21 protein-coding genes, 1 tRNA gene and 3 pseudogenes are annotated in these 24,038 nt (G+C 65.9%); 17 read left to right on the top strand and 8 right to left on the bottom strand.

Annotated elements, in window-relative coordinates:
- The 4 genes from F813_RS0102785 to F813_RS0102770 all read left to right on the top strand — a co-directional run.
- A partial coding sequence (locus F813_RS0102785) for a transposase (RefSeq protein ID WP_026148114.1) occupies nucleotides 1–293 on the top strand: 293 nt, incomplete at its 5' end.
- Nucleotides 294–486: 193 nt separating this feature from the next.
- Nucleotides 487–1,161 (top strand): hypothetical protein, encoded by a 675-nt coding sequence (locus F813_RS0102780; RefSeq protein WP_017925469.1) that lies wholly within the window; start codon nucleotides 487–489, stop codon nucleotides 1,159–1,161.
- A gap of 228 nt (nucleotides 1,162–1,389) precedes the next feature.
- Nucleotides 1,390–1,890, top strand: a complete 501-nt coding sequence (gene gloA, locus F813_RS0102775; RefSeq protein WP_012982453.1) for a lactoylglutathione lyase — start codon at nucleotides 1,390–1,392, stop codon at nucleotides 1,888–1,890.
- Between the two features lie 160 nt (nucleotides 1,891–2,050).
- A complete protein-coding gene (locus F813_RS0102770) occupies nucleotides 2,051–3,934 on the top strand; it encodes a DEAD/DEAH box helicase (RefSeq protein WP_017925468.1) in 1,884 nt (627 codons plus the stop codon).
- Nucleotides 3,935–3,984: 50 nt separating this feature from the next.
- Here F813_RS0102770 and F813_RS0102765 read toward each other — a convergent pair whose 3' ends face one another.
- Nucleotides 3,985–4,746, bottom strand: a complete 762-nt coding sequence (locus F813_RS0102765; protein ID WP_017925467.1) for a TIGR01458 family HAD-type hydrolase — start codon at nucleotides 4,744–4,746, stop codon at nucleotides 3,985–3,987.
- A 115-nt stretch (nucleotides 4,747–4,861) separates the two neighbouring features.
- Nucleotides 4,862–5,482, bottom strand: a complete 621-nt coding sequence (locus F813_RS0102760; protein ID WP_017925466.1) for a methyltransferase domain-containing protein — start codon at nucleotides 5,480–5,482, stop codon at nucleotides 4,862–4,864.
- A 79-nt stretch (nucleotides 5,483–5,561) separates the two neighbouring features.
- Here F813_RS0102760 and F813_RS0102755 point away from each other — a divergent pair, with 79 nt between their 5' ends.
- The 5 genes from F813_RS0102755 (at nucleotide 5,562) to F813_RS0102735 (ending at nucleotide 8,325) form a co-directional block, all read left to right on the top strand.
- A complete protein-coding gene (locus F813_RS0102755) occupies nucleotides 5,562–6,269 on the top strand; it encodes an MBL fold metallo-hydrolase (RefSeq protein ID WP_026148113.1) in 708 nt (235 codons plus the stop codon).
- Between the two features lie 65 nt (nucleotides 6,270–6,334).
- Nucleotides 6,335–6,411: transfer RNA gene (locus F813_RS0102750), tRNA-Arg, on the top strand.
- A gap of 346 nt (nucleotides 6,412–6,757) precedes the next feature.
- Nucleotides 6,758–7,147: a hypothetical protein gene (locus F813_RS0102745; RefSeq protein ID WP_017925464.1), complete on the top strand. Its 390-nt coding sequence runs from the start codon at nucleotides 6,758–6,760 to the stop codon at nucleotides 7,145–7,147.
- A 120-nt stretch (nucleotides 7,148–7,267) separates the two neighbouring features.
- On the top strand, nucleotides 7,268–7,588 hold the full coding sequence (locus tag F813_RS0102740) for a rhodanese-like domain-containing protein (RefSeq protein WP_012982447.1): 321 nt from the start codon (nucleotides 7,268–7,270) through the stop codon (nucleotides 7,586–7,588).
- A gap of 8 nt (nucleotides 7,589–7,596) precedes the next feature.
- Nucleotides 7,597–8,325 (top strand): glycosyltransferase, encoded by a 729-nt coding sequence (locus F813_RS0102735; protein ID WP_017925463.1) that lies wholly within the window; start codon nucleotides 7,597–7,599, stop codon nucleotides 8,323–8,325.
- Between the two features lie 14 nt (nucleotides 8,326–8,339).
- Here F813_RS0102735 and F813_RS13510 read toward each other — a convergent pair.
- Nucleotides 8,340–8,711 (bottom strand): annotated as a pseudogene (locus F813_RS13510) (MBL fold metallo-hydrolase); the annotation flags it as partial.
- Nucleotides 8,712–8,747: 36 nt separating this feature from the next.
- Here F813_RS13510 and F813_RS14490 point away from each other — a divergent pair.
- Nucleotides 8,748–8,861 (top strand): annotated as a pseudogene (locus tag F813_RS14490) (Crp/Fnr family transcriptional regulator); the annotation flags it as partial.
- 71 nt (nucleotides 8,862–8,932) lie between these two features.
- On the opposite strand, the gene F813_RS0102725 reads toward F813_RS14490, so the two are convergent.
- Complete coding sequence (locus F813_RS0102725; RefSeq protein WP_012982445.1) at nucleotides 8,933–9,754, bottom strand: transglutaminase family protein; 822 nt, start codon at nucleotides 9,752–9,754, stop codon at nucleotides 8,933–8,935.
- Nucleotides 9,751–10,620, bottom strand: coding sequence for an N-formylglutamate amidohydrolase (locus F813_RS0102720; protein WP_012982444.1), 870 nt, complete (start codon nucleotides 10,618–10,620; stop codon nucleotides 9,751–9,753). The genes F813_RS0102725 and F813_RS0102720 overlap by 4 nt, the downstream gene beginning before the upstream one ends.
- 385 nt (nucleotides 10,621–11,005) lie before the next feature.
- Between F813_RS0102720 and F813_RS0102715 the strand changes: the two genes are divergently transcribed.
- Nucleotides 11,006–11,326: a rhodanese-like domain-containing protein gene (locus F813_RS0102715; protein WP_012982443.1), complete on the top strand. Its 321-nt coding sequence runs from the start codon at nucleotides 11,006–11,008 to the stop codon at nucleotides 11,324–11,326.
- 13 nt (nucleotides 11,327–11,339) lie between these two features.
- Nucleotides 11,340–11,768: pseudogene (locus F813_RS13895) on the top strand (hypothetical protein).
- A 30-nt stretch (nucleotides 11,769–11,798) separates the two neighbouring features.
- On the opposite strand, the gene F813_RS0102705 reads toward F813_RS13895, so the two are convergent.
- Nucleotides 11,799–12,728 carry an MBL fold metallo-hydrolase gene (locus F813_RS0102705; RefSeq protein ID WP_026148112.1) on the bottom strand — a complete coding sequence of 310 codons (930 nt, stop codon included), beginning with the start codon at nucleotides 12,726–12,728 and terminating at the stop codon, nucleotides 11,799–11,801.
- A gap of 239 nt (nucleotides 12,729–12,967) precedes the next feature.
- On the opposite strand from F813_RS0102705, the gene dapC reads away from it, so the two are divergent.
- From dapC to F813_RS0102690, 3 genes are read left to right on the top strand one after another with little or no spacing between them, the layout of a single operon-like run.
- Entirely contained in the window at nucleotides 12,968–14,161 is a 1,194-nt protein-coding gene (dapC, locus tag F813_RS0102700; protein WP_017925460.1) for a succinyldiaminopimelate transaminase, read from the top strand.
- A gap of 33 nt (nucleotides 14,162–14,194) precedes the next feature.
- On the top strand, nucleotides 14,195–15,016 hold the full coding sequence (gene dapD, locus F813_RS0102695; RefSeq protein ID WP_017925459.1) for a 2,3,4,5-tetrahydropyridine-2,6-dicarboxylate N-succinyltransferase: 822 nt from the start codon (nucleotides 14,195–14,197) through the stop codon (nucleotides 15,014–15,016).
- Nucleotides 15,009–15,362 carry an arsenate reductase gene (locus F813_RS0102690; protein WP_017925458.1) on the top strand — a complete coding sequence of 118 codons (354 nt, stop codon included), beginning with the start codon at nucleotides 15,009–15,011 and terminating at the stop codon, nucleotides 15,360–15,362. Before dapD ends, F813_RS0102690 begins: the two co-directional genes overlap by 8 nt.
- A gap of 902 nt (nucleotides 15,363–16,264) precedes the next feature.
- Here F813_RS0102690 and F813_RS0102685 read toward each other — a convergent pair.
- Nucleotides 16,265–17,500: a methyl-accepting chemotaxis protein gene (locus F813_RS0102685; protein WP_017925457.1), complete on the bottom strand. Its 1,236-nt coding sequence runs from the start codon at nucleotides 17,498–17,500 to the stop codon at nucleotides 16,265–16,267.
- Nucleotides 17,501–17,681: 181 nt separating this feature from the next.
- Nucleotides 17,682–18,995 carry a DEAD/DEAH box helicase gene (locus F813_RS0102680; RefSeq protein WP_038059936.1) on the bottom strand — a complete coding sequence of 438 codons (1,314 nt, stop codon included), beginning with the start codon at nucleotides 18,993–18,995 and terminating at the stop codon, nucleotides 17,682–17,684.
- A gap of 302 nt (nucleotides 18,996–19,297) precedes the next feature.
- On the opposite strand from F813_RS0102680, the gene F813_RS0102675 reads away from it, so the two are divergent.
- Both F813_RS0102675 and F813_RS0102670 read left to right on the top strand, forming a co-directional pair.
- A complete protein-coding gene (locus F813_RS0102675; RefSeq protein ID WP_017925455.1) occupies nucleotides 19,298–20,896 on the top strand; it encodes a PAS domain-containing methyl-accepting chemotaxis protein in 1,599 nt (532 codons plus the stop codon).
- A 442-nt stretch (nucleotides 20,897–21,338) separates the two neighbouring features.
- Nucleotides 21,339–23,867: an EAL domain-containing protein gene (locus F813_RS0102670; RefSeq protein ID WP_017925454.1), complete on the top strand. Its 2,529-nt coding sequence runs from the start codon at nucleotides 21,339–21,341 to the stop codon at nucleotides 23,865–23,867.
- Nucleotides 23,868–24,038 lie beyond the last annotated feature (171 nt).

Genomic DNA, 24,038 nt, shown 5'->3' with positions numbered 1-24,038 from the left:
CGTTCCATGGGCTGGCACCGGTCCTGGAAGAATCGGGGACCACGGTCCGGCGGCCCTCGCGGTTGGCGAAGATCGGTTCCAGCCGACTGCGCAAGGCGCTCTACATGGCGGCGGTGGTGGCGACCCGGTACAACCCGGACGTGCGACACCAGCATCAACGTCTGCTGACACGCGGCAAGGCCAAGATGTCGGCGATCGGGGCGGCTATGCGCAAACTCCTGCACATCGCCTTCGGTGTGCTCAAATCCCAACCCCCGTATCAAGCCCGCCATGAAACCCCTTGCACCCCGTAGGGCAAGACGGTATCTACAATTGGCGCTATTACGCAGGATTCGGTAGCTCCGGACGGAGATCGCCACGACGCTGCGAGGCGCCGCGGGGGCCGTGGCAACCTCCCGAACCGGGAACGGCGCATGGCGCGCTCTTGGCCACTGTAGCGGGTGCTTTATACTCCCGGGGCATTGGGGAACCGGGCGGGAGATTCGGGTGGGCAAGACCGATCAGGGGCAATGGCGGGCCGTGGCGCCCAACGGGCTGCGAGCGGGCCTGCTGCTGGCGCTGGCCGCGATCACGGCGGGCTGTGCGACGCTGGCGCCGTCGCCGCCGTCGGATCAGAGCAACATCTGCGAGATCTTCCGCGACCAGCCGCGCTGGTACGACTACGCGCGCGACTCCGAACGCGAATGGGGCACCCCCATCGCCACACAGATGTCGTTTATCCAGCAGGAGTCATCGTTCCGCAGCCATGTGCGCCCGGATCGCGAACGCCTGCTGGGATTTATCCCGTGGCGCCGCCCCTCCTCTGCCTATGGCTATGCCCAGGCGCAAGACCCGGTCTGGGGCGAGTACCGCGAGGATGCCGGAAGCCGGATGGCGCGGCGCACACACATGAAGCACGCGACCGACTTTATCGGCTGGTACAACGCGCGCACCCAGCGCATCACCGGGGTCTCCCTGCACAATAGCGAGCACCTGTACCTGGCTTACCACGAGGGCCAGGGCGGCTATAACCGCGGCAGCTACCGCAGCAAGCCCCAGGTCCAGGCCGCGGCACGACAGGTCGCGCAGCGCGCTGGCCGCTACGAGTCCCAACTGCAAAGCTGCGAGTCCGAGTTCCGCTGCCGACGCTTCTACCAGTTCGGTCCGTTCTGCCGACAGTAGCCGGACCCCCACGGACCACGTTCAATCCCCGTCATCGCGAGCAAAGTGAAGCGATCTCCCAGCGCAGGCACCGACGGTGGGGCAAACCCGGCCGACTGCCGCGTCAGTTGCGCCTCCTCGCAGTGACGGGGGATCGCGGACGGTGTGATGGTGGTACTTGAGGGAACCTCGAGCCCTGTGTTCCAGTCTTCCGGGACACCCCCCCTTTAGCCGATACAAGGACGCACCATGAGCGACAATCCCACCGCAGGCTTTCGCTTCAACCACACCATGCTGCGCGTGAAGGATCCGCAGAAGGCACTGGACTTCTATCAGCGCGTGTTCGGCATGCAGCTGGTCAAGACGCTGGACTTCCCGGAGTTCGAGTTCACGCTCTACTTCCTGGCGCAGATCGGCGAGGACGAGCCCCACCCGCCCAAGGACGGCGGCGAGGCCACCCGCTGGATGTTCAGCCAGCGCGGCATCCTGGAGCTGACCTACAACTACGGAACGGAGAAGGACGCCGACTTCCACTACCACGACGGCAACGAGGAGCCGCAGGGCTTCGGCCACATCTGCTTCTCGGTCCCCGATCTGGACGCGGCCGTACGCTGGTTCGACGAGAATAACGTCGAGTTCGTGAAGCGGCCGGACGAGGGTGGGCTGAAGGACATCGCCTTCGTGAAGGACGTGGACGGCTACTGGATCGAGATCCTGGAGCCGGCCCGGCTGACCGGGCTGGGGCAGTAGCAGACCCCAAGCCCACGTAATGCCCGTGTTTTGCGCGGGCAAGAGTTTTATTGCATATGCGCAGACGTATTTCGTTCCGCAATTCGTGTATGATGCGCGCTGAGTAGATTCATCCGATTTTCGCCGGGCCTTTGTTCCGGCCCGCCCGAGTACCCCCAGCATGTCCGAATCCCCCTCCTTCGCCGAACTCGGCCTGTCCGAGTCGTTGGCCCGTGCCCTGTTGCAACTGGGCTTTACCACCCCGACCCCGGTCCAGGCCGCGTGCATCCCGGCCCTGCTGGCCGGCGACGACGTGCTGGGCGAGGCCCAGACCGGCACCGGCAAGACCGGCGCCTTTGGCCTGCCGCTGATCGACTCGATCGATCCCGCGCAGCGTCGCGTGCAGGCGCTGATCCTCGCGCCGACCCGCGAGCTGGCCGGCCAGGTGGCTACCGCACTGGAGGGCTTCGCGGCCAGCATCGACGGGCTCGAGATCCTGCCGGTCTACGGCGGCCAGCCGATGGGCGTGCAGATCCGCGCCCTGCGCGATGGTGCGCAGGTCGTGGTCGGGACGCCCGGCCGCGTGGTCGACCACATCAAGCGCGGCACGCTGACACTGGATGCGCTGCGCATGGTGGTGCTGGACGAGGCCGACGAGATGCTGCGCATGGGCTTTGTCGAGGAGATCGAATGGATCCTCGAACAGACCCCGGCCGAGCGCCAGACCACGCTGTTCTCCGCGACCATGCCGGCACCGATCCGCCGTATCGCGCACCGCCACATGCGCGAGCCGCAGGAAATCCGCATTGGCGCGGGCAACGAGGCCGGCACCGACATCGACCAGAGCTACTGCCTGGTCGACCAGCGCCACAAGACCGAGGCCCTGGGCCGGATGATCGAGGTGGAAGCGGGACTGGACGCAGCGATCGTGTTTGCCCGTACCAAGGCCGCGACCGCGGAGATCGCCGAGGCCCTGAATGCCCAGGGCGTGCAGTCCTCCCCGCTTAATGGCGACATGGAACAGGGCGAGCGCGAGCGCGTAGTCGCCGACCTGCGCGATGGCCGTCTGGACGTGATCGTGGCCACCGACGTGGCCGCCCGCGGCATCGATGTCCCGCGCATCACCCATGTCTTTAACTACGACGCCCCGGGCGATGCCGAGGTGTACGTGCACCGCATCGGCCGTACCGGCCGCGCCGGACGCAAGGGCCGTGCGATCCTGTTCCTGGAGCCGCGCAAGCGGCGCATGCTGCGCGATATCGAACGCCTGACCGGCAAGCCCGTGCGCGAGCAGAAGGTCCCGGATCGCGCCGCCGTGATCGCCCGCCGCGAGGAGCGCCTGGCCGAACGCCTGCAGGCCGAGCTGGCCGGCGCAGCATCGCCGCAGCTTGATGCCCTCCTGGACCGACTGCTGGCCAACGGCCAGATGGGCGAACGCGATCTCGCCCGCGCCCTGCTCGCCCTGGCAACCCAGGGCACGCCGCTGGATGGCACGCCCAACGCGCACGACCCGGTGACGGCGGCCGCCAGCCGACCCGAGCGCGACAGTCATCGTGCGGATCGCAACCGTGACCGCGCCCCCCGCCCCAGCCGCGGCAAGGACCGTGGGCCGGAAGCGGACATGGTGCGCTACTACATGCCGGTCGGTCGCAATCACGGCATCGCGCCCGGCGCGATTGTCGGCGCGCTGGCCAACGAGGGTGGCCTGAACGGCCGCGACATCGGCCGGATCGGCCTGCAGGACGACCACAGCCATGTGGACCTGCCGGCCGCGCTGGACGAGGCCGCAGTGCGCCGACTGGGCAATATCCATGTCGCCAACCGTCGCCTGGAGATGGCGCGCTCCGTGCCGACCCGGGACTCGCGTGCGACCGAGCGCCACGCCCCGGCCGCGCGCAAGCCCCGTGGTCCCGGCAAGCCGGCCGCCAAGCGGCGCGGCCCGGCCCCGGCCAACGGCAAGCGCCCGGCCTATGCGGCTGCCGGAAAGCCGCGCAAGGCGCAGAGCCGCAAGGCCGCCGACAGCCGCGGTGACGGCACCCTGTCGGTCAAGCGCCGCTCCGCCTGATCAAGGCCAGGACCCGCGCACCGGCCGTTGATGGCCGGCGCGCGGTCACCTCAACCCAATAAAGCATCCACGATGTCGGCCAGGCGATCCGCCAGCCCGGCACCGCGGTGTTGTGCCCGCTGTTCGTCGCCGTCCTGATACTTGCCAGTGCGCACCAGACAGGCTGCCAGACCCGCGGCGCGCGCGCCGTCCACGTCCCCCAATACATCGTCGCCCACCATCAGCACCTGCTCCGGTGGCAGATCGAGATCCGCAATCGCCGTGTGGAACAGCCGGGCATCCGGCTTGCCGAAGTTCTCGGCCTCCACATCGGCCGCATACTCCAGTGCGCGCACGAACGGGCCGATATCCAGCGACAGGCCATCCGCCTCGCGAAAGTAGCGGTTGGTCCCCATCACCCACAGCGGTGCGCCCTCCATCAGCACGCGAAACGCACGGTTGAGCACGGCGTAGTCGAACGCAGCGCCCATATCCCCCAGCACGACCACATCCGGGTCGCCCGTGGGCACGCCCTCGAACTCGGGTTCCAGCGCCGGGTGTACCAGCAGCAGCGGGGTGCGGGACTCGGCCTCGAGCCGCTCGCGGATCGCGGAGGGGGCCGTCGTCAGCTGCGCGGACTCGAACGCGAACCCGAGGCCGGCCAGCTTGTCGATGATGGCCGCGCGCGGCTCGCGCGTGGTGTTGGTGATCAGACGGATCGGGAGCTCGGCGGCCTGTGCCCGCTGCACCGCCTCGATGGCGCCAGGGAGGGCCTCGTCGCCCACGTACAGCACACCGGAGAGGTCCAGCAACAATGCGCGGACCTGCTCCATTCCCTCCGGCGTAGAGTCAAGCATGGGTATCCCCCTTGCCGCGGTACGTCACGCGGTATCCGGCCGGAATCCGTGTGTCCCGGCCCCGGGGCACGGGTGTGCCCCTTCACCCGATTCAACGCCGAATCAGGCGATGAAGCAACTCGAACTTGCCATTGGTGTGCTCGGTGCGCCCCGCGTCGTTGCGCCACTCCCACCGGCTGTCCGGGAACAGCGCCCGCATATCGGCCATCTCGCAGTGAAACGGCGGCCCACCCTCGCGCCCGGTCTGCATGAAGCACGCGAACAGCTCGCCGCCCGGGCGCAGCCAGGCATGCAGCTGTTGCTCGTAGGCGGGCCACTGCTCGGGCGGGATCGCGCACAGGGAGGTCTGCTCGTAGACGCCATCCACCGGCATCTCCGGCTGCCATGCCAGCATGTCGGCCTGGACGACCTCCGCCTCCAGCCCCTCCCGCTCCAGCTGTTCGCGCAGATGCCGCACCGGGGTAGGCGCCACATCCAGACCGATCGGGTAATAGCCAAGGCGCGCCAGAGCCGGGACTTCGTGCCCGAAGCCGCAGCCCGGCACCACGATCCGCGAGCCTTTCGCCAGATCGGTGATCGCCAGCCAGGCCTCCAGCGACGGGCTGGGGGCACCGCGATCCCAGCGCGTGGAGCCCTCCTGATAGCGGGACTCCCAGTCGGCCTCCGCATCCTGGGCGGCATTATCGGCAGACGACTCTTCGGAATTTTGCATCTCTCTCCTTCCCTGCGGACGATGGAACCACTCGAGTAGTAGAGCCTACCAACATGGAAACGACTCAATGGAGAAGCCGATGGACCGCAACGACCTGCCCTACCGCATCCACCGCCAGGAACTCGGCCCGATGGAAAACTTTGTCTACCTGATCGAGGACATGGCCAGCCGCCGCGCGGCCGTGGTGGACCCGGCCTGGGAACCGGATGCGATCCTCAGCCAGGCGCGCGAGAAGGACGTGACCATCTCCGACATCCTGCTGACCCACAGCCACCACGATCACATCAACGGCGTCGAGGCGATCCTGGAGCAGTACCCGAATGCCCGGCTGCATATCCTCAAGCCCGAGGCCGAGTTCTGGGGCAAGGAGCTGGAGCGCCCGCAACTCCACCACGGCGGCGACACGATGAAGCTGGGCGACACCGAGATCCGCTTCCTGCACACGCCCGGCCACACCCCCGGCTCCGCCTGCTTCCACATGCCGGCCGGTGACGACCTGATTACCGGTGACACGCTGTTTGTGTTCGGCTGCGGCCGCTGCGACCTCTCCGGGGGCGACCCGGAGCAGATGTTCCATACGCTGAACGGGCTGCGCGAAGGCCTCCCGGCGCATACCTGCATCCACCCGGGACACAACTACGCAGAGAAGGCCGAATCCACCCTGGCGGAACAGGACGAGGGCAACCCGTTCCTGCACTTCCACGACAAGGACGAATTCGTCCACTACCGCATGCACGAACACGACCGGGTGCGCTCCACGCCCTACCATCCCATCCCGCGCGGCTGAGGCAAATGCCTCATGGCGCTTGCATCCCTCGGGACCAATCGCGATAATGCGCGCCTTCAGTCGATGCGCCCGTAGCTCAGCTGGATAGAGTACCTGGCTACGAACCAGGTGGTCGGAGGTTCGAATCCTTCCGGGCGCGCCATATTCCCGAGAGAGGGCACTCACACCAGGGTGCCCTTTTTCATTAGTAGAAAGCCCCAAAGGATTCGAACCTCCGGACAGGCACGTTGGTTCGATCCCGAGCGCAGCGAGGAACGTGTCGGCCCACGGCCGACACCCGGAAGGGCAAGACGCGCAGCGTCACCGCCATCCTTCCGGGCGCGCCATATTCTTGGAGAAGGGCACTCACATTCGGGTGCCCTTTTTCGTTTAACGAAGCCGAGAGAGAGCCGCGACCCAATCGGTTCGATCTACTCAACAAACAGCCCCTCATGTACCAGACCACTGCCCCCGCCCCCGACTCCATCCCCGGCCTCCGTCCCTGCTGGATGGATGCGCTGATCACACCAAAGGCCTCCACCCGTCTGCGGCACGTCGCTCTGGGCCTGGTACTGGCGATCGCCCTGCTGGCCGCGGAGCTTGAAACCGCGGCGGCGGGCTGGATCCTGCTTGGCCTGCTGGGCTCTGTTACGGTGCTGGCGCTTTCGGTCGATCCGCGCTGGCTCTACCGCATGGCCTATCCGGGCGTGGTCGTACTGGCGGTGGCCGTCGCCGTACCCACCGCCTACGCGGCCTACATCCTGGGCCTGGCGGGGGCCGTCGCACCCGCGATTGTGTTCGCCCTGATCGCCCTGGCGGCCACTCTGCTGGGCCCCGAGGAAGGCAGCCGCTGGCTGGAGCACCGTAGCCGCGAAGAGGACCGCCTGCGCCGCGGTTGAGACAACCGCCACCGTCCACCCGCGCGTCCTCGCACCCACCATCCCTGCGTAGCAGCCGGCCTCTTGCGGCCAACCCGCTGTGAACTTAGCGTGTTGGCATCCACCGACACGGGATTCGCCATGCGCCAGATGTCTCCCCGGGAATTGCAGGACCACCTCGCCGAGACGGACCAGCCGCCGGTGCTGCTGGATGTACGCGAGCCCTGGGAGTACCAGCGCTGCCGCATCGACGGCTCGAAGCTGATCCCTATGGGCGAGATTCCGGCGGCATACCAGGAGCTGAACCCAGACGACGAGATCGTGGTGATCTGTCACCACGGGGTGCGCAGCCAGCAGGTGTGCTGGTTTCTGCAGCGGGCCGGGTTCAGCAAGGTGATCAACTTGGCCGGCGGCATCGACGCCTGGGCGCGGGACGTCGATCCCCATATGGCGACCTACTGATACCCCCTGTGCGCGGGCTCCCGGCCCTGTCGGTCATCATCCCGGCCTGGAACGAGGCGCAGTGGCTGCCGCACACCCTGGCGGCGCTGCAGCAGGCCCTCGCCGACGTGGATCGACGAACCGAGCTCATCGTCGTCGACAATGCCTCCACGGATTCCACTCCGCAGATCGCGCAGCAGGCCGGTTGCCGGGTCGTGTTCGAGCCGGAGCGGCGCATCAGCCGCGCCCGCAACGCGGGTGCCCGGGCCGCCTGTGGCGACTACCTGCTGTTCGTCGATGCCGACACCTGGCCCGACGCCGACCTGATCCGCGCGACACTCGACGCCCTGGACAGCGGCGCGGTCTGTGGCGGCGGAGCCCGCGTCGCGTTCGATCACCTGACCCATCGCATCTACCGCTGGGGCGCGGCGGCCTGGAACACCCTGTCGGCACGGCTGGGACTCGCCGCCGGCTGCTACGTCTTCTGCACCCGCGAGGCCTTCGAGGCAGTCGGGGGGTTCAGCGAGCGGGTCTATGCGGGCGAGGAAGTGTTCCTGTCGCGAGCGATGGCGCGCTGGGGCCGCCAGCACGAGCAGCGGTTCCGGATGCTGGAGACACCCGTGATGACCTCGGGGCGCAAGGCGGACTGGTTCAGCCCCGCCCAGCACATCCTGGTAGTGCTACAGGCCCTGCTGCTGCCCTGGAGCCTGCGCTCGCGCCGGCTGGCCTGGTTCTGGTACACGCGCCCGAAGGGATGAGCGCCCGTTGCGCGCTACTGGCGACGGGCGGTGTCGAGACGCGCCATTAACGTGAGCAGGCGCATGATGTCCGGGGGTGTGGTATCGCCGCGATATTCGCGGTACAGCGTGTCCACATTGACCGCGATCCGCTCGGCATCCCCCCAGTTGGCGTAGTCGTCCAGCGCGATGTCGAACGCGGCCTCCTCCGCCGGCATTCCTGCTTCGAAACGCGCCCGCGCCTGCGCATCGATATACACCAGATAGTCGCGCACGCGCCGGGCACCGGCCTTGTCGGTGATGGGCCCGTGGCCGGGCACAATCAGCTCGACATCCATCGCCAGGATCCGGTCGATCGCCGCGATCCAGTTGCCCACCGGACCGGCCCACATGATGGGTGTCCTTTCGTTATGGGTGTCCTTTCGTTATGGGTGTCCTTTCAGTATCGCCGGGGGCACATCGTCGCCCTCGACCGACCCGGGCTGGAGGCGCGTGTCTGCGAGTGCTACGCAACCGTCCGCAGTGAGTACGATCGCCTTCTGTCGCCTCCATTCTAGGGAGACGCCCGCCAACGTAACGTGCAGGGTCGTCGTTCCCCTGGGTCTCCCACAGCGGTTGGCCCTGGACATCACGCGGACGGCCCCTCACCAATCTCCTCGGCGTAGACCTTGAATCCGCGCAGGGTGTTCGGGCCGAACGTATTGCTGATCGCAACATCGGCGGCATCGCGTCCACGGGCGATCAGAACGCGACCTATACGCGGGGTGTTGTTGCGGGGGTCGAAGGTGTACCAGTGGCCGTCCAGATACGCCTCGATCCAGCCGGCGAAATCCATCTCGCTGTAGGGCGGTGGCACGCCGATGTCGGTCAGGTAGCCCGTACAATAACGGGCGGGAATATTCATGCACCGGCAGAACGTAATCGCCAGATGCGCGTAGTCACGGCATACCCCAACACCCTCCTGGTACACATCGAACGCGGTCTTGGTCGGTCGCGCATGTTCGTAACCGAAGGTGATATGTCGGTGGACGAAGTCGCAGATTGCCTGGACGCGTCCCCAACCTTCCGGGGCGTGTTCGAACAGATGCCACGCGGTTTCCGAGAGCCGGTCGGTCTCGCAGTAGCGACTTCCCAGCAGGAATTGCAGGGTCTCGTCCGGCAGATCCTCCGCCCGAATCTGTCGCGCCTGCGGGACTACCACATCGGGCTGGCCGGTGTCGTTCACCAGGGTGCTCGCAGACAGCCGGAGAAGCCCCTGCGGCGCGACGATACGCGAGCACCAGTTACCGAAGCTGTCGCGATAGGCGGTGACCGGCACTGGCGGGTCGGCAATCATGTGATCGGGCGCGAGGAGATCGGAGATCCTTGTGTAATGCACATTCAGCGTGAGGATCATCGGGGTCGGCTGGGGACAGTCGTAGACAAGCTCGTAACCGATACGGATCTTCATTGCAGTACTCCCTTGGCATGCCGTTCATCCCTGGGTACGGCGGGAAGCTGTGGGGCATCCAGGTCACGCCGCTGACCCCCTTCGTTTGCCGTCTCCAGGCTGCCCGTGCCGCGTGGAGCGAATGCGGTCCGCAAGGACGCGATGACCGTCTCGCGCAGGGCGGCCCAGTGCCGCCCACCACGCAGCACGTGCCGCTGATTGATCTCCAGTTCGACCCCGGCATAGCACTCGGGTGAGAGGCCCTTGCGCAGCGAGGTGGTCAGTCCGTCGTTGCGGCCCGCATAGGGGTAGTTGCGGCGCACCGTGAGCTCGGGGGCGCATGCCTTGATTGCGGCCTTCCAGCGTGCGGCCAGAGCCACCTCGCCTGGCCGGGCCGGGTCGTACAGCAATCCGATATCGGCCGTGCGGACCTTGCCATCCAGCTCGGGGGTGAAACTGTGACTGGAAACGTGCACCACTTGGCCATCCCGGGCGATTCCCTCCCGCACGAGAAGCTCGACCTGAGAGCGATAGGGCTGATAGTGACGTTCCACGATCCGCGCCCGTACAGACGCAGGCAGCTTCCGGACCGCCGCACAGTGCAGTTGGGGGTGCCCGAGCGAGCGGTTCAGATCGACCAGCAGGCGAGTGACCGTGGCCGCCGCCAGGGGTGCACCAAATGCCCGCGCCAGATCCCGCGCCATCTGCAACGACCCGGCATCAAACCCGCGATGGCTTTGCAGTATGGCCCGGTACGGCCGCAACAGGTCACGATAGGGCGCAGGGATGCGATTGCCACCGTGCTCGCACGTAATCACCAGCCCGGCATCTGGTGGACCATCCGGGAGCTCATTGTGGGCCCTTCCAACCACGCCCTTCACCTGCATGCCTGCTCCGCTATCCATTCCGTGAGGACCAAAGCGCCGGGCCGGGCAACCCTTGCCTTGGCCTGCTTTTCGCCCCGCTCGTAGGAAAAACCGTCATTCGCTTGGACCCGCATCCGCCCGACCCGTGCGACTCTTTCTTCGATCCCCCGAACCAGCCGGAAGGAATGACCCGCGCAGGGGCACCGATTGCTCATCCGGATGAGCCTACTCCGGGGACGCCGGCATCCTCTGTGCGCTGGCGCGCTGAGGGTCGAATGACCCAGGCCCGCGTCTTCGACGACGGCTCGCTCGCTCCACAGCCCCCTGCCCTCATCCGGCACCCGCTCCATTGCAAAATCGAACCCTCGACGCCAGCCTGAACCATTCCCCCATCACGGAACGAACCATGCGACAGATGTCTCCCCGGGAATTGCAGGACTACCTCTCGCAGGCCAAAGCACCGCCGTTGCTGCTGGACGTGCGCGAACCCTGGGAGTTTCAGCGCTGCCGCATCGACGGCTCGCGGCTACTCCCGATGGGGCAGATTCCGACCGAATATCAGGACCTGAATCCGGACGACGAGATCGTGGTGATCCGCCACCACGGGGTGCGCAGCCAGCAGGTGTGCGGATTCCTGGCCCGTGTCGGTTTCAAGAACGTGATCAACCTGTCCGGCGGCATCGATGCCTGGGCGCGTGACGTTGACCCCCACATGGCGACCTACTGACCCTCGCCGCTACGTGACCCGCGCTCCCGCCGTTTCGGTGATTATCCCGGCCTGGAACGAGGCCGAGTGGCTGCCACGGATGCGGCCCCATATGTCGCCCAGGGCGCCGGGTGCCGCTTCATCTTCGAGCCGGAGCGCCGAAGGGGCCAGCGGGGACTACCTGCTGTTTGTCGATGCCGATACCTGGCCCGCCGCCCGGCTGCTGAAGGCCACGCTCACGGCACTGAATAGGGGCAGGGTCTGCGACGGTGGCACACTGGGGCCCGACACGCACGGCCAGCGCGTCGAGGTCCTGGACACGCCGGCACTAACCTCCGGGTGCAAGGCCGAATGATTCAGTCCCGCGCGCCACGTCCCGGTCGTTTTACCGGCGCTCCTGTTCCCCTGGAGCCTGCGCTCGCACCGTCTCGCCTGGTTCTCGTACACGCCGCCGAAGGACTGAGGGGTCATTGCCGGCGTCTCGCGAAACCGCTCAGCGAGAACCCCGCCGCGCCGCATCCAGCCGCGCCATCAGACGCAGCAGCTGCATGATGTCCGGCGTTGTAGTGTCTCCGGCGTATTCGCGGTACAGGGTGTCGACGTTGACCGCAATGCGCTCGGCATCGCCCCAGTTGGCGTAATCCCCCAGCGCAATGTCGAAGGACGCCTCCGCTGCCGGCATCCCGGCGTCGAAGCGCGCCCGCGCCTCGCGATCGATATACACCAGGTAGTCGCGTACCTGCCGGGCACCGGCATGGTCAGTGATCGGACCATGTCCCGGGACGATGGTCTCGACATCCATGCCCAGAATACGGTCGATCGCCGCGATCCAGTTGCCCACCGGACCGGCCCACATGACGGGCGTACCCTCGATAAACAAGATATCGCCGGTATACACAACGCGATCGGAGGGCACATGCACCAGCACATCGCCACGGGTATGCGCCGGCCCGACCTCGATCAGTTTCACGTCCTTGTCACCGACCTTGAGTCCCAGCTCGCCGCTGAAGGTGCGCGTCGGGAGAGTCAACTCCACCCCACCGAAATCGAACGCACCGAAGGAGCGCTGCAGGTATTTCCCCACCTCGCCCATCGCGCCGCTTTGCGCCATCAGTCCGGCCAGCATCGCCGGCGGCAGCTCCGGCATCTCGTCGGCACTCGCCTGAGAGGCAATGATCTCGGCCTGATGCACCAGGCGGTTGCCGAAGGTGTGGTCACCATTGGCGTGCGTATTGACCAGGAGGTTGATATCCCCCGCGCCGATCCCGGTCGCGGCATCCATTTGTGCGAGCATCTCGGCGGTCAGGCGCTCGTCGAACAAGGTGTCGACCAGCAGGGCCTCTTCGCCATCGCGGATCAACCCGGCATTGCTCCAGCCCCAGCCACCGTCGGGTTGCAGATAGGCCCAGGTGCCGTTCCCCAGGTCATGCAATCCCTTGCGGTAGGTTGTCGCGCCGCGCTTCCCCTGCGCCGTGTGGTCATGACTGCACGCCATGCATCGCCCCCGATCGGAAACGGCTAAGCCTGCCGCATGGCCCGCTCGAGAGCAAAACCAGCGCCTCCATACTGGCCGCACAGGAAGCGTGTGGATCGCCCATTGGTGTTTGGCTCCGGTATACTGCGCGGTCTTTCGTTTCCCTCGAACACGACGCCCGAGCCGCCATGAACCCAAGCCTGGACCGGCTACAGCCCTATCCGTTTGAACGCCTGCGTCGGCTGTTCGCGGACCTGGAACAACCCGCCGACCGGGAGCCGATCGCCCTGTCGATCGGCGAGCCGCGCCATGCGCTGCCGGGGTTTGTCGAACCGGTACTGCGCGACGCCCTCCAGGGCTACAACCACTACCCCACCACCCGCGGCGAACCCGCGCTGCGCGAGACCATCGCCGCATGGCTGCAGCGGCGCTTCCAGCTGGACGAGGTGGACGCCAACCGGCAGGTCCTGCCCGTCAGCGGTACGCGCGAGGCCCTGTTCGCGATCGCGCAGGCCGTCGTTGCGGAGAAGTCCGGGGCGCGTGTGCTGATGCCGAATCCCTTCTATCAGATCTACGAAGGCGCGGCCCGGCTGGCCGGGGCGGAGCCGGCCTTCTACGACCTGACGCCGGAGAACGGCTACCTCCCCGACTTCTCCGCGGTCGATGCCGCGACCTGGGATGCGGTGCAGCTGGTCTACATCTGCAACCCCGGCAACCCGGCCGGGGCCTGCATGTCCGAGGCGGCGATGCAGGAGCTGATCCGCCTCGCCGACCGGCACGACTTCGTGATCGCGGCAGACGAGTGCTACTCCGAGATCTACCACCCGGATGCCGAACCGCCGGCCGGCCTGCTCGGGGCCGCTGCGCGCATGGGCCGGAGCGGCTTCGAGCGTTGCGTGGTGTTCCACAGCCTGTCCAAACGCTCCAACCTGCCGGGCCTGCGCTCGGGGTTCGTCGCCGGCGATGCCGATCGGCTCGAACGCTTTGCGCTGTACCGCACCTATCATGGCTGCACCCTGCCTCCGCCCACGCAGGCGGTCAGCCGCGCGGCCTGGGCGGACGAGACCCATGTCGCCGATAATCGCACGCTGTACGCCGAAAAGTTCGCCGCGGTCGTGCCGATCCTGCAGGAAGTCCTGGACATGGAACCGCCCGCCGCGGGCTTCTACCTCTGGCCACGCGTGCCGGATGGCGACGACGAGGCCTTCGCCCGTCGCCTGTATGCCGAAGCCGGCGTCACGGTGCTGGCCGGACGCTACCTCTCCCGCAGCGACCCCGAGACCGGGCACAATCCCGGGGCCGGACACGTGCGCATGGCGCTGGTCGCCGAACCGGCGGCCTGCATCGAGGCGGCCGAACGCATCGCCAAACTCTACAAATAACGCATTTTTTTAAAAACTTAAAAGGACTGCTTCATGTCGGACATCAAGAGCATCATCGAGACCGCCTTCGAAAGCCGCGCCGAGATCAACCCGCGCAACGTGGAAACCAACGTGCGTGATGCCGTGAACGAGGCCATGGAGATGCTCGACAGCGGCCAGGCCCGCGTTGCCGAGAAAAAGGGTGGCGACTGGGTCGTCAACGAGTGGCTGAAGAAGGCCGTGCTGCTGTCGTTCCGCATTGCCGAGAACGAGTTCATCAAGGGTGGCTTCACCAACTACTACGACAAGGTGCCGTCCAAGTACGCCGACACCTCCAGCCGCGACTTCCGCGAGGGCGGTGTGCGCGTCGTGCCGCCGGCCACCGCCCGTCGCGGCAGCTACATCGCTCCCAACGTGGTGCTGATGCCCTCCTACGTGAACATCGGCGCCTATGTTGACGAAGGCACCATGGTGGACACCTGGGCGACCGTCGGTTCCTGCGCCCAGATCGGCAAGAACGTGCACCTGTCCGGCGGCGTCGGCATCGGTGGCGTGCTGGAGCCGCTGCAGGCCGCCCCGACCATCATCGAAGACAACTGCTTTATCGGTGCGCGCTCCGAGGTGGTCGAAGGTGTGATCGTGGAGGAAGGCGCGGTGATCTCCATGGGCGTGTACCTCGGCCAGTCCACCCGCATCTACGACCGCGAGAACGATGAGATCCTGTACGGCCGTGTGCCGGCCGGCGCGGTGGTGGTGCCGGGCAACCTGCCGTCCAAGGATGGCAAGTATTCGCTGTACTGCGCGGTCATCGTGAAGCGCGTGGACGAGAAGACCAAGGCCAAGGTCGGCCTGAACGCCCTGCTGCGCGATGTCTGAGCGGGTCGTCTACGGGATCGCCAACTGCGACATCGTGCGCAAGGCACGCCGGGCGCTGGATGCGGCCGGCGTAGACTTCCGCTTCGTGGACTTTCGCAAGGACGGGCTCGAGGAGGCGCGCTTGCGCCGCTGGGCGGAGGCCGTGGGCTGGGAGGCCCTGGTCAACCGCCGTGGTACGACCTGGCGCCAGCTCCCCGAGGATGTGCGTGAGGCCATCGACCAGGAGCGTGCCATCGCCCTGATGCTCGAACATCCGACGCTGATCAAGCGCCCGGTCGTCGAGCGTGGCAGCGACGTATACGTTGGCTGGAACGCGGCAACCGCGAGTGAGCTTGGGGCTGGCTGACCGTTTCTAGCGGGCTCCGGCGCTCGTGGCTCTCTTCGGCGTGGTCATGGCTGGGCCTGGTTCGCCCTTCGGTGTATACGGTGGCTTTGGCTGGCCGCCTGCCTGCGCTGTCTCGCCAGCGCGCCGCGCCCGTTGTTGATCAAAAACGGGCTTCTTTGCTCGTGCAAAGAAGTCACCAAGAAACACGCCCGGCATTCGCCCGGGAACCTTGCTCGGGACGCGCCCGGCCGGCGGCGCTGAAACTCGCTTCGCTCAAACAGTCAGCGCCCCGTTTCTATTTTGAATCGTCCGACCTGTCACGCCCTCCACAAGGGGCTCATATCGGGAGGGTAGGTCAAAACCGACGGTGTCCCCGCACCTGTCACAAGCCCCGAACTGTAGGGTGCGTTGAGCGCAGCGAAACGCACCGTTCCGACGCCCGGGCAACCCTGATGCGATTCGCTGCGCTCATCGGCATCCTACCCTTAGCGCCCGCTGGCGGGCGCGGCACGCCATGGCCGAAGGCCGCACGTGCCTAAGATGTCGGAAGACCCAGCCTCCATCCATGGGCTACACCGCTGGGACAGCCGTTGTTTGGACCTTCACCCCCGTTGTCGTCGCGCCGAGTGGAGAGGGTTTTCGCGGGAAGAGAGGCGCTGACTGTCTGAGCGAAGCCGAAGGCGCAGCGAGTTTCAGCGCCGCCCGCGAAAACCCTCGGAGCGAGGGAAATCCCGGCCCGCGCAGCGGGCCGGGGTCGCGGCAGTCGGGCGTGTTTCTTGGTGACTTCTTTGCACGAGCAAAGAAGTAACTCGGAGCGCGCTGCCGAGACAGCGCAGGCAGGCGGTGGACCGAAGCCACCGTAAACTCCAGATGCCGAACCAGGCCCAGCCCCAAGGACGCTAGTAGAGGGCTGACCCCGGGTGTCAGGCGGGTTGCTGGCGGAAGCCGGCTACCTCGGCCTGGAGGCGTTCGGCCAGGCCTTCCAGGGCCTCGACAGCCTCCTGCATCTCGCGGGCGCCGTCGGCGCTGCGTACCGCGATGTCGTTGATGTGGTGGATGTTGCGGTTGATCTCCTCGGCGACCTGGCTCTGCTGCTCCGTCGCCGAAGCGACCTGGCGCGTCATGTCGTCGATGGTGGTCACGGAGTCGTGGATGTACTCCAGCGTCTCCTCGGCCTCGCCGGCCTTACTGACCGAGGACTCGGCCTGCTGCTGACTGACCTCCATCGCCTGCACGGCCTTTCCGGCCGCACCCTGCAGACGCTGAATGATCTCGCGGATCTCGCCTGTGGAGTCATTGGTACGCTGGGCCAGATGGCGCACCTCGTCGGCGACCACGGCAAAGCCGCGTCCCGCCTCGCCCGCCCGGGCGGCCTCAATCGCGGCGTTAAGCGCCAGCAGGTTAGTCTTCTCGGCGATCTCCTCGATCACCTCGAGGATCGACCCGATATTGTCGGAGTCACCCTTGAGCCCGTCGATCACCGTACTGGCCTTACGGATCTCACTGGCCAGGGCGTTGATCGACCCCTGAGTCGCCTGAACCACATTGCGCCCACCCTCGGCCGCGCGAGTGGCCTGGCCGGCGCTCTCCGCCGTACTCTGGGTGTTGTTGGCAACCTCCTGCACGGTCGCGGACATCTGGTTCATCGCGGTGACCACCTGCTCTACATCGGAACGCTGATCGTCGGTCTCGCGACTTAGTTCGTTGCTTCGGCCCTCCAGCTGGCGCGCCGAAGCGGCGATCCCGTCGGCCGCATCCGCGACTTGTGCGATCAGGCCCGCCAGACGCTCCATAACTGCATTAAACGCGATACTGGTGCGGCCAATCTCGTCGTCGGTGGTGACCTCGACCCGATGGCCAAGATCGGCCTGACCAGAGGCGATCGCCTCCAGCCCCGAGGCCAGCCGCTCCAGCGGCCGCACCAGCATGTTGGCCGCAAACCAGCCGATCCCCAGCGCAACCAGAAACGCAACCACCCACAGGCTCCAAAGGAGCCACCACAACTGATCGACCAGCGCTGCGTCGACATTCGCCGCCAGGTCGCCTTTCATTGTGTGAAAGGTCACCCCTCCCATGATGGACAGGGGGATGGTACTGACGAGGATTACGAGGATCACGAGCTTGAGGCGCAGTCCGCCGATCTTCAGAAGCCGGTTCATGGGGTCCCTCCTTTCCCCGCTATAACGGCCAGGGTGGCCATTTCTTGATAGCGCGCCCATCTTCCCGCCGGCGCCTCCAAGAGCAGGTGATCCGGATCAAGACGACCGCAGGTTCGCGAACACAAAAAAGCCCGCGTCCCCATGGGAGACGCGGGCGGAGTCGGTCAGAACGGCCGGGGGTCTAGCGGCTGCGTGCAGCCCGGTTGCCCTGGGCCGCGCGGCCCTGACCACCACCGCGATTGCCGCCGGGCTTGCCGCCACGGCTCTGGCGCGGCTTGCCATTACGCGCATCACCGCCCGGCTTGCCGCCACGGCGTTGGCCATTGCCATCGTTGGCCGCCGGCTTCGGGGTCGCGAAGCCATCGGTTTCGATGCGCTCGATCGGGCGCTGAATCAGGCGTTCGATGCCCTTCAGGAGCTTCATCTCTTCACCATCCACCAGCGACAGGGCGGCACCAACGGAACCGGCACGACCGGTGCGGCCGATGCGGTGCACGTAGTCTTCCGGCACATTTGGCAGTTCGAAGTTGACCACCTGCGGCAACTGGTCGATGTCCAGGCCGCGCGCCGCGATGTCCGTCGCGACCAGGACCGGAACGGCCCCGGTCTTGAACTGCTTGAGCGCCTTGGTACGGGCCGCCTGGCTCTTGTTGCCATGGATCGCCTCGGAGGGCACGCCATCCTGCGTCAGCTTCTGTGCCAGGCGATTGGCGCCGTGCTTGGTACGGGTAAACACCAGCACCTGGCCCCAGTCGTTGCTGCGGATCAGGTGGCTGAGCAGCTCGCGCTTTCGGCTGCTCTCCACCAGATGCACGGTCTGCCGCACCGTCTCGGCGGCGGTGTTGCGCGGGGCCACGTCGACCTCGGCCGGCTTGTTCAACAGGGTCGCCGCCAGGGTGCGGATCTCGCCGGAGAAGGTCGCCGAGAACATCAGGTTCTGACGCTGCTTGGGCATCAGGCCAATCAGACGACGAATGTCGCGGATGAAGCCCATGTCCAGCATGCGATCGGCCTCATCCAGCACCAGGATCTCGATACCAGAGAGGTCAATCGTCTTCTGGTTGGCATGGTCCAGCAGGCGACCCGGGGTCGCCACGACGATATCCATCGGGCCCCGCAGTGCCTTGATTTGCGGGTTCATGTTCACGCCGCCGAAGATGGTCATCGACTTCAGCGACAGGTGGCGGCCGTAGGTCCGGACGGAATCATGGACCTGGGCGGCCAGCTCGCGCGTCGGCGTCAGGATCAGCGCCCGCGGACGCCCCGGCTTGCGCTCGGGCGCCGGGCGATCGGTCAGTCGCTGCAGGATCGGGAGGGTAAAGCCGGCGGTCTTGCCAGTCCCGGTCTGGGCGGCGGCCAGCAGGTCACCACCTTTCAGGACTTCGGGGATCGCCTGGGTCTGGATCGGGGTCGGGGTCTTGTAACCGGCCTGGTCCAGCGCACGCAAAAGGGGTTCGGCCAACCCGAGGTCGGCAAAGGAAGAAACAGAAGACATTCAATACTCCAACGGCAACCCGCCGCTCGCAATCGAGGGGCACCCATCGGGGTATGACGAAATCGGGGGGACGGGAACCGAAAGGGTTCCGGATCAGTGAACGGACGCTGACGGGCGGGGCGTTCGGTGGGCCCACTATACGCGATCCTGGCCCCTTGTCCATCCGAATATTCTATTTTCGGCATATCGTTGTCATTTGAACGAACGTGGACTACGTTCAGATCAAACAAACCGGTACCAACGTAGTACCGGGATGACCGACGCGGCGAAAAAGCATTCGGTCAAACAGGGGATGGACAACAATGAAGCGCAACCTGCCGATCTCGGGGAACGAGGTCGATTACCCGGCCTCGGCCAACATTCTGTCCACCACCAACCTCAAGGGCGCAATCACCTACGTCAATCCAGAGTTTATCGATATCAGCGGTTTCGCCGAAGACGAGCTGATTGGGCGCAACCACAACGTGATCCGCCATCCGGACATGCCACCGGCCGCGTTCGCCGATCTCTGGCAAACCGTCCAGGCCGGCCAGTCATGGATGGGGATGGTAAAGAACCGCTGCAAGAATGGTGACCACTACTGGGTCAGTGCCTATGTCACCCCGGTGGTGCGGGACGGAGAGGTCGTTGAATACCAGTCCGTCCGCACCAAGCCGGACCGCACGCTGGTTGAGCGGGCCGAACAGACGTATGCAGCCGTCATGACAGGCCACCCACCACTGGCCCTCCGCCTGCCTCCATTGGGTCTTCGCATGCGCGTGCTCGGGAGTATCGGGCTCGGGGTACTGGCTGGGCTGCTGACGACCACCCTGGCGACACAGGCCACCCTCGGGACAGCACTGAGCTTTGCTCTGCCCATGCTGCTGGTCGCCGTACCGGTCTCCTGGATCGGAACTGCGCCCCTTTGTCGGGCCGCTCGACATGCCCGAACAATCGGCCGCAGCCCGATCAGCCGCTATATCTACACCGGCCGCACCGACGAGGTCGGCGAGATCCTGTTTGCCCTGAAGATGCTGGAAGCCGAGGCCAGCGCGGTTGTCGGACGGATCGGTGATGCGGCGCGACAGCTGAACGAGAATACCGAAGGACTCCTCGGCGCGATGGCAGACAGCCGCCAGGCTGCCGACCAACAACAGGCAGAGACCGAGGAGGTTGCCAGCGCTACGCAGCAGATGGTCAACAGCGTGCAGGAGGTTGCCCGGAGCGCACAGGGGGCGGCCGAGGCAGCCGATCACGCAGATCAGTCCGCTCGCTCCGGGATGGACGTGGTGTCCCGTAGCAACCAGGCCATCGAGGCGCTCGGCAGGGAGATTGCTGAAGGGTCAGCCGTAATGGCCGAACTCGACCGCCAGAGCCGCGAGATCAGCCAGGTACTCGACGTCATACGCGGGATCGCCGAGCAGACCAATCTGCTGGCCCTGAATGCAGCGATCGAAGCGGCACGTGCCGGGGAGCACGGGCGTGGCTTTTCGGTGGTAGCCGACGAAGTTCGAACCCTGGCCAGCCGCACACAGGAATCCACCGCCGAAATCCAGACCATCATCGAGTCGCTGCAGACGCGCGCAGCCGCCGCGGTCGAATCCATGAACACCAGCCGGCAGCAGGCAGAAGAGTCCGTTGAACTGGCCCGGACCGTGTCCCGTACGCTGGAGGACATCACCAACGGAATCGGGCATATCCGCGACATGAGCAACCAGATTGCAGCAGCGGTTGAGCAGCAGGGAACGGCGGGAGACGAGATTCGTCAGGGCGTTGCCACAATTCGAGATGCGGCCCAGACAACCGCGGACCGCGCCGTCCGCAGCGACGCCTCGGCGCGATCGGCCGCGGAACTCGCAACCGGGCTCGAGGCACTGGCCGATCAGTTCTGGTCCCGCCATCGCGGCCAGGGCGCACCATGAGGCGGTACTCGCAATGGCGCTTTCAGGACCACTACAACCGAGGCCAGGACGAGCCCGCTGGCTTGTAGCGGTGTATCTGAATACGATCTGCCAAATCTCGAAGCCACTGCGTTCGGCGGGAGAAACGCGCATTCGCGGATCGGCGACGAGAGTCCGAGTGTGCTGCTAAAGATATCTGTCCCGGTTCCACTTTTTGGCCTATATTGCTGCGATTATAAGAATATCGGGCCATGGACGGCTGCGGGCGTGGCCGTTCCCACCAGGGTCTGCCTCGCGGTCAGGCTCCAGGTGCGCGTGCTGCTCGGCATCGACATACACCCGGCTCGAAACTCCGCTGCACTCTCTGGAGGTGCACGATGACGCAGCACGTCCGGACGTCCCTTAGTCCGGTCACCACGGCGAAGGCAGGTCCCCGCGCCGCCAACGGCGTGAGCATGGCGCGATGAACACCCCTCTCCACGCCCTGCTACCGCGTCACGCCCCACTCGCCGGGCTTACCCTGCTCGTACTGTTCCTGCTGCCCGTGCTGCTGTGGATGACCGACATGCCAGTGCCGCCGCTGGTCTCGCCGGAACACATGACGGCCTTTCACACCTCGGCGGAGCTGTTTGCCGTGGTCGTAGCGATTGGCGTATTCGCGGTGGCCTATCACGTGCGCGACCGCCGTCGGCTGTTGGCCACGCTGGTCCTCGCCACTGGTTTCCTCGCAGTGGGCCTGCTCGATTTCCTGCACCTGATGACCTATCCGCAGATGCCGGATTTCATCACCCCCAATTCCTCGCAGCAGACGATCTTTTTCTGGCTCGCGGCCCGCCTGGTCGGCGGCCTGGCGCTGTTGCTGTATGTGGCCCTGCCGCTGGTCCCCCAACACCGAGCGCCGGCCCCCTGGGTATTCGTTGGGGGCGCGCTGAGCCTGGTCCTGCTCCTCGCCTGGTTAGGTCTGTGGCACGAGCACCGGATCCCGGCGCTCTTCGTGCCGGGCGAAGGCCTGACCCCCTTCAAGATCGGGCTGGAGGGCATGGTGGTGGCACTGCACGGCGCGACACTCCTGGTCCTGCTGCTCCGACCCCAATTGATGCGGCGGCCCGGGATGCCCATGGTCGCGACTGCCCTGATCATCTTGATGGCGAGCGAGGTGTTCTTCACGCTTTACACCAGCCTGACGGACAGCCTGTTCGTCCTCGGTCATCTCTACAAGGTCGCGGGCTACGCGCTGATCTACTGGGGCGTGTTCATCGAGAGCGTACGGGCACCCATGGCGCAGCTCCAAGCCGCGCACCACGATATCGAGCTGCGCCAGCAACGCTACGAGCGGCTGGTCGATACCGCCCCCGATGGCGTACTGGTCACCGACGGAGACGGCACCATCCTGATGGCCAACCGCAACATCGAGCATCTGTTCGGCTACCCGCGCCGGCATCTGATCGGACAGCCGGTGGAGACCCTGATTCCAGAACATCTGCGCGCACGCCATCGCACGCTGCGCGAACAACATGGCGAGTACATCTCGGCCCGCACCATGGGCGAGGTACCCGATCTGCGCGGCCGACGAATGGACGGATCGGAATTCCCGGTCGATATCAGCCTCAACGCCTTCGAGGACGAGGGCGGGCGCCGCATTACGGCCTTTATCCGCGATGTGACGGAGCGCCAGCGGCGTGAAGCCCGCATCCAGCACCAGGCGACCCATGACAGCCTGACCGGCCTGCCCAACCGCTGGCTCCTGCATGATCGGCTGGCCTACAGCATTGCCCAGGCCAGCCGCCACGACCATCTGATCGCGGTGATGCTGCTCGATCTCGACAACTTCAAGATGATCAACGACACCTTTGGTCATCACGAGGGCGATGCCCTGTTGCGCGAGGTGGCTCACCGCCTGCAGGCGGTGGCGGGCCACGAGGCCACCATCGGCCGCTTCGGGGGTGACGAGTTCATGATCCTGCTGCCCGAGCTGAACGACGCCCGGCAAGCCGGCAAGCTGGCCCAGCAGATCCTGGATCGCTTCGACCAGCCGTTTCGTACCGGCCCGGCCCGCCAGTTCGCGTCCAGCGCCAGCCTCGGGATCGCGCTGTACCCGCAGGACGCGGCCGACGAACATACCCTGGTGCGCTATGCCGACATGGCGATGTATGAGGCGAAACGCTCGGGGCGCAATACCTATAGCTTCTATTCGGCACACCTGGACGCCCAGGTACGCGCGGAACAGCGCCTTCAGGAACGCCTGAAACACGCGCTGGAGCACGATCGGATCGCGCTGAAATTCCAGCCACTAATCGACGTCAAGACCGGCGAAGTAGTCGCCTGCGAGGCGCTGCTGCGCTGGACGGACCCGGAATTGGGCGCCGTCCCGCCGTCGGCCTTCATCCCCAGCGCGGAGGCCAATGGTCTAATCCTTCCGCTGGGTACGTGGGTCATCCGGGAAGCGTGCCGGCAGCTGGCCGACTGGGCGCGCCAGGGCATCGACACGCCGGTTTGCATCAATATTTCGGCATTGCAGTTCCAGCAACTCGACCTGGTGGGCCAGTTGCAACAGGCCCTCGAGGAAGCGGGCGCCTCACCCAGCCGCCTGGAGATCGAGATCACCGAAACGGTGGCCATGGCAGACGTCGACCTCACCCGCGAGCAGCTCGCCCGACTCAAGACCCTGGGGGTGCGCGTGTCGCTCGACGATTTCGGTACAGGATACTCCTCCCTCGCTTATCTCAAGTCGTTGCCGATCGACAAGATCAAGATCGATCGCTCGTTCATCCAGGACATTGGACAGGACCGCGACGCCGAGATGATCCTGCGCTCGGTGATGGGCCTCGGCCACAGCCTGCATCTGAAGCTGGTGGCAGAAGGCGTCGAGACAGCAGAGCAGCTCGCCTTCCTGCAGCAGGAAGGCTGCGACCTGTACCAGGGATGGCTGTTCTCGCCCGCGCTGTCGGTGGAAGAATTCCGCGCCACCGTCCACTCCCAACGGCATGCCTGAAACCCGCCCTCCTGGACACAAATTGAAGATACATTAGCATTCCCTGTTTGACACCCAGCTAACGCTCCCTTTGAATCAACAGGTTACCGCTCCTTATGGGCGGGGGAAGAATCATGAAGGGGGCGCCATCTGGGTCGAACCCTCGCTACACAGGGACTGGGTGTGACAGGG

The organism is Thioalkalivibrio sp. HL-Eb18, assembly GCF_000364985.1.
Classification (GTDB): Bacteria; Pseudomonadota; Gammaproteobacteria; order Ectothiorhodospirales; family Ectothiorhodospiraceae; genus Thioalkalivibrio.
The sequence above is the reverse complement of the archived record's forward strand: the minus strand, read 5'-3'. Positions and strand labels throughout refer to the sequence as shown.

Excerpts from the sequence above, each read along its gene's own strand:
- gloA (WP_012982453.1), top strand. The coding sequence starts at position 1,390 with ATGAGCGACAATCCCACCGCAGGCTTTCGCTTCAACCACACCATGCTG.
- F813_RS0102770 (WP_017925468.1), top strand. The coding sequence starts at position 2,051 with ATGTCCGAATCCCCCTCCTTCGCCGAACTCGGCCTGTCCGAGTCGTTG.
- F813_RS0102765 (WP_017925467.1), bottom strand. The coding sequence starts at position 4,746 with ATGGAGCAGGTCCGCGCATTGTTGCTGGACCTCTCCGGTGTGCTGTAC.
- F813_RS0102760 (WP_017925466.1), bottom strand. The coding sequence starts at position 5,482 with ATGCAAAATTCCGAAGAGTCGTCTGCCGATAATGCCGCCCAGGATGCG.
- F813_RS0102755 (WP_026148113.1), top strand. The coding sequence starts at position 5,562 with ATGGACCGCAACGACCTGCCCTACCGCATCCACCGCCAGGAACTCGGC.
- F813_RS0102745 (WP_017925464.1), top strand. The coding sequence starts at position 6,758 with ATGGATGCGCTGATCACACCAAAGGCCTCCACCCGTCTGCGGCACGTC.
- F813_RS0102740 (WP_012982447.1), top strand. The coding sequence starts at position 7,268 with ATGCGCCAGATGTCTCCCCGGGAATTGCAGGACCACCTCGCCGAGACG.
- F813_RS0102725 (WP_012982445.1), bottom strand. The coding sequence starts at position 9,754 with ATGAAGATCCGTATCGGTTACGAGCTTGTCTACGACTGTCCCCAGCCG.
- F813_RS0102720 (WP_012982444.1), bottom strand. The coding sequence starts at position 10,620 with ATGCAGGTGAAGGGCGTGGTTGGAAGGGCCCACAATGAGCTCCCGGAT.
- F813_RS0102715 (WP_012982443.1), top strand. The coding sequence starts at position 11,006 with ATGCGACAGATGTCTCCCCGGGAATTGCAGGACTACCTCTCGCAGGCC.
- dapC (WP_017925460.1), top strand. The coding sequence starts at position 12,968 with ATGAACCCAAGCCTGGACCGGCTACAGCCCTATCCGTTTGAACGCCTG.
- dapD (WP_017925459.1), top strand. The coding sequence starts at position 14,195 with ATGTCGGACATCAAGAGCATCATCGAGACCGCCTTCGAAAGCCGCGCC.
- F813_RS0102690 (WP_017925458.1), top strand. The coding sequence starts at position 15,009 with ATGTCTGAGCGGGTCGTCTACGGGATCGCCAACTGCGACATCGTGCGC.
- F813_RS0102685 (WP_017925457.1), bottom strand. The coding sequence starts at position 17,500 with ATGAACCGGCTTCTGAAGATCGGCGGACTGCGCCTCAAGCTCGTGATC.
- F813_RS0102680 (WP_038059936.1), bottom strand. The coding sequence starts at position 18,995 with ATGTCTTCTGTTTCTTCCTTTGCCGACCTCGGGTTGGCCGAACCCCTT.
- F813_RS0102675 (WP_017925455.1), top strand. The coding sequence starts at position 19,298 with ATGAAGCGCAACCTGCCGATCTCGGGGAACGAGGTCGATTACCCGGCC.
- F813_RS0102670 (WP_017925454.1), top strand. The coding sequence starts at position 21,339 with ATGAACACCCCTCTCCACGCCCTGCTACCGCGTCACGCCCCACTCGCC.